Consider the following 4683-nt stretch of genomic DNA (forward strand, 5'->3'; position numbering starts at 1 on the left):
ATCACACCTAACTCCTCTCCTGTCAAGATATTCTTGATGATAGTTCCCTGATTATTTTGAGTAATTGCTAACTGACCAAAGCTCAAACCTCCGCTTAATCCTATCAAATCTTGACCGCTTGTAAAATCCGCAATAACATCAAATCCTTGACCTGAATTTAAGACAAAGATATCATTGCCACTACCGCCAGTTAAACTATCGGAGCCCAATTCTCCGTAAAGAATATCATCACCTTGACCACCAGTGAGAGTATCGTTGGATTCGCCTCCGTACAGAGTATCATTTCCTTCACACCCTCCCAGGATATCTGCTTGTTCGTTACCACTGATTAAGTCATTACCTTCACCGCCACAGATAGTATCCGAGCCCTGGTTTCCAAACAGGTAGTCGTCACCTTGACTACCTAGTATAATGTCGTCACCTTGGCCTCCTTTTAAGGTGTCATTATCCATGCCACCATCGATGAAGTCATTATTTTCCTCACCCCGAATCAGGTCATTACCTTCGCCACCACTTAGGGAATCCTTGCCTTTGCCTCCCCAGATTAAATCCTCACCCAAGTCGCCCAGAATAATGTCATTATTTTCATCTCCCGATAGGATGTCATCACCGTTACCACCGCTGATAAAATCCCTGCCTTTGTTCCCGTTGAGGATGTCGCCAATGTCGCCGCCATATAAGTTGTCATCCCCGGATTTACCATCGAATATATTGCCCAAGTTGCTGCCTAGGAATTCATCGTTTTGGGCAGTGCCTATTTGAATTGTCGAGTCACCGATTATGGTGTTTTCAACACTATTCGGTTGGTTTAAGTTGGGATAGTCAATGTCATCGCAGATGCAGTCGTCCTCGGTAATTGTCACCTCACCTGTTGTGGTAGTTCCCAGAACAATACCGCTAGAAGGATTCGAGATTGTGAATGTACCTGTTTCACTTCCTTCTACCAGTCCATCATCATTGATATTAACGGTAAATGAACCTGTGGTTTCACCGTCAGCAATGGTAATGCTAGCAGGAATGAACCCTGTGAAGTCGTCATCCGTGGCGGTTCCTGAAAGATTAACTTCAACGGTTTGATCTCCGACAACTGGGCTGGATGCTGTGGCGGTGACGGTGATAGTTGGACTTCCTGTTTCTGTACTTGTGGCTGGGGAAACTAAGAGGTTGACTGTGGGGATGGGGAAGTCGTCGTTGTCGGTAATTTCCACCTCACCTGTTGTGGTAGTTCCCAAAACAATACCGCTAGAAGGATTCGAGATTGTGAATGTACCTGTTTCACTTCCTTCTATTAGTTCATCATCATTGATATTAACGGTAAATGAACCTGTGGTTTCACCGTCAGGAATGGTTATGTTAGCAGGAATTTCCCCTGTAAAATCATCATCCGTGGCGGTTCCTGAAAGATTAACTTCAACGTTTTGCTCTCCGACAACTGGGGTGGATGCTGTGGCGGTGACGGTGATAGTTGGACTTCCTGTTTCTGTAGTTGTGGCTGGGGAAACGGAGAGGTTGACTGTGGGGATGTCGTCGTTGTCGGTAATTGTCAGTGTCGCAGTTGTATTCTCAACAACTGGATCGAGAAAGTAGTTCCAATTGTTGGTATCGGCAGTGACGTTAACTTTGATTGTTTCGCCTGGGTTGATGATAGCATCATCGACGGGGACGGCATTGAGAACGGCGTTGGTTGCACCCGCGGCAATGGTGAAAGTGTTGGCAGTCACAGCCGTGATATTCGTACCCGCACTTAAGGAGTAGTGACTGGGGTTGGTGGCGGTACTGCCGGTGGTGTCGAAGTTGATGACTAAACCGCCTTCGGGGGCGGGAGTATCGAGGGTAATAGTAAATGTGCCATTAGTGGGGCCTGTTTCGGTGGGGGTAGTGTCGGCTGCGATGCTGACTTTGGGGGTGTTGTTGAGGAAGATGGAGGTGGTGTCGCTGCTCCAGTTCGCCGTTGCTACATCTGGTTTCGCGTCGCCGTTGAAGTCGCCGATGCTGACTGAATGGGGGTTATCCCCAGTGGGGAAGTCTACTTTGGGGGCGAAGGTGGGGGTAGTACCGCCTGTGGGGGTGGTGTTGATGAGGATGGAGGTGGTGTCGCTGTCCGTGTTCGCCGTTGCTACATCTGGTTTCCTGTCGCCGTTGATATCCCCGATGCTGACTGAATAGGGGTAAGTGTCAGTGGGGAACTCTACTGTGGGGGCGAAGGTGGGGGTGGTAGCGCCTGTGGGGGTGGTGTTGATGAGGATGGAGGTGGTGTTGCTGTTTTGGTTCGCCACAGCTACATCTGGTGAACCGTCGCCGTTGAAGTCGCCGATGCTGACTGAATTGGGGAGACTCCCAGTGGTGAAGTCTACTGTGGGGGCGAAGGTGGGGGTGGTACCGCCTGTGGGGGTGGTGGTGATGAGGATGGAGGTGGTGTCGCTGTTACGGTTCGCCGTTGCTACATCTGGTGAACCGTCGCCGTTGAAGTCGCCGATGACGACTGACTTGGGGATACGCCCAGCGGGGAAGTTTACTTTGGGGGCGAAGGTGGGGGTGGTACCGCCTGTGGGGGTGGTGTTGATGAGGATGGAGGTGGTGTAGCTCAACTCGTTCGCTGTTGCTACATCTGGTGAACCGTCGCCGTTGAAGTCGCCGATGCTGACTGAATTGGGGACACTCCCAGTGGGAAAGTCTACTTTGGGGGCGAAACCCAGGATGCCGCTGTAGGTTTTGAGGGCGGTTTCTGTGAGGGCGAGTTTGGGTTGTGTGGGGGATGGGGGGATGGATGAAGTGAGTTTCCAGGTTCCTCCTCGTTCCCAGTTGCCCGTGGGGTTGGGGTTGGCGACGATGAAAGCCCCGGTGAGTTGGTGCAGTTGAGTCAGGAATTGATTGCCGTATGGTGGGGTGGGGGCGGGTTTATTTGAGTTGTCGATTATTCTCAAATATGTCGGCGCAGCGGCTTCTACACTCTCGGCGACGTTGCACCCGTACAGTAGGATGGATGCCTCTGCACTCAGGCTTTCTCGCCACTGTTGTATCTCAAAAGTGTACTGGGGGAGGGTTTCAATATTTAATGCTGTATTCCCTAACTGCAGATGACCGGGGGCACCGTGACAGATGATGTGGATGGCTGAGTATTTTTTGCCTTTGAGGGTTTGGGTGATTTGTGCTATGGCATCCCGGTTTGGGTCGAGGATGGCGGTTTCGATGCCTTTTTTGATGCCCGCGATCAGGGTTTGGCTGTCTGGGATGTCGGACCCGATGAAGGCAATCTCTCTAATTGTTGTATGTAGCATTAGTAGAATACGGTTATATTTTAAACAATTGTCAGCTTAGCAATTTTATTTGGATACAAAGTGCGATCGCAATAATTTGTATAAAATATATGATTTCTGATTCAATCCACGATAGTGGCGCGGCAGAAAGTATGAAGACTTGTTAAATTTTGGCTACACCTTTTAAAATTGGTAGAAGTGCGAGATCACTTTTCTTTCTTTCTTAAATCAGTCGGCAATTAGCAGATATTATCAAATTCCTACTCACTCCAACGCTAACACCTAACTGCTCCCGGATATCGGCTTTTTCATTACCACTGATTAACTCCTGTCTTGGACACACGCGGGGCCAAAAACCCTGGTGGTTGAGAAAAGTGGCGCACTCAGCCAAGTCGAAGTGTCGAAACCCTGCATCAATATTTCTCAAAGAGATCCACGATTTTTTGGCTCAACCCGGTTTTTTTGACTTGATATCGTTTCCGGTTGCACGATCGACATAATCTAGATGACACCGCAGTGCCGTTTCCCTACCGCGATTAATTGTATGGAAACCGCACTGCGCCGTCTCGAAAGCTGTGGGTAATATTAATTCCGATGCTACCGGATTTGACTTGAGTCCTAAAGCCATTACCTACACCGCCACAGATAGTATCAGGAACTAACTGTCCAAACAGGGAGGCAAACGCCTCTCTGTGATGGCTTAGCGTATAGTATCTTCCCCAGCAATATTACAAGAAAGAGCTACTATTAAGAGCCGTTGGATTGACATTATAAACCAGTCCTAAGTAGTCATTCCCAGATTTGATCGCCGTTGATACTACAGCAGTTGCACCATCTAAGATGACATTAACAGACTCAAAAGTTAGTTGACTGAAAGTGACACCAATCAACTGGATTTTATCATCCGAACTGAAATCAGTAATTACATCATATTGAGATGGGTCAGTAGCCGTATCTTGTAATACAAAGTTATCATTTCCTGCGCCTCCTGTGAGAATATCAAAACCGGGATCGCCATACAGGATATCATTACCCGCCCCGCCTGATAAGATATCATCTTGCTTACCACCGCGCAGGGTATCATTGCCATCACCACCTAGCAGGATATCGTTGTCATTATTCCCATTAACAAAATCGTTGCCAATACCGCCATCGATCCAGTCGGAACCTTTACCGCCAAATAGTTGATCGTCACCACCTGCACCCACTAGATTATCTTCTCCTTGATTAGCAAAATAGGTATCTGGTGATTCTAAACCTGTTAATGAGTCGTTACCAGAGAGAGCAAATATGGTTAAACCTAATGCTTCTGGTGGGATGCTGGTATCATTGCCATCTGTTAGTAAATAAACATCACCTAATAGGGTGTTTTCTGGTAAACCCGATCGCACATTACTTGATACCGATGGTTTTGGCATGGCGATCG

3 protein-coding genes are annotated in these 4683 nt (G+C 48.2%); all 3 read right to left on the reverse strand.

What is annotated here, in order from left to right; all coding sequences use genetic code 11:
- On the reverse strand, nucleotides 1-3278 hold a 3278-nt coding region (locus tag ACUVJL_RS11915), incomplete at its 3' end, for a DUF4347 domain-containing protein (protein WP_445246041.1).
- Nucleotides 3279-3705: 427 nt separating this feature from the next.
- Nucleotides 3706-3885: a hypothetical protein gene (locus ACUVJL_RS11920; protein ID WP_445246042.1), complete on the reverse strand. Its 180-nt coding sequence runs from the start codon at nucleotides 3883-3885 to the stop codon at nucleotides 3706-3708.
- Nucleotides 3886-3985: 100 nt separating this feature from the next.
- On the reverse strand, nucleotides 3986-4683 hold a 698-nt coding region (locus tag ACUVJL_RS11925; RefSeq protein WP_445246043.1), incomplete at its 5' end, for a calcium-binding protein.

This window comes from Microcoleus sp. OTE_8_concoct_300 (assembly GCF_031383065.1).
Classification (GTDB): domain Bacteria; phylum Cyanobacteriota; class Cyanobacteriia; order Cyanobacteriales; family Microcoleaceae; genus Microcoleus.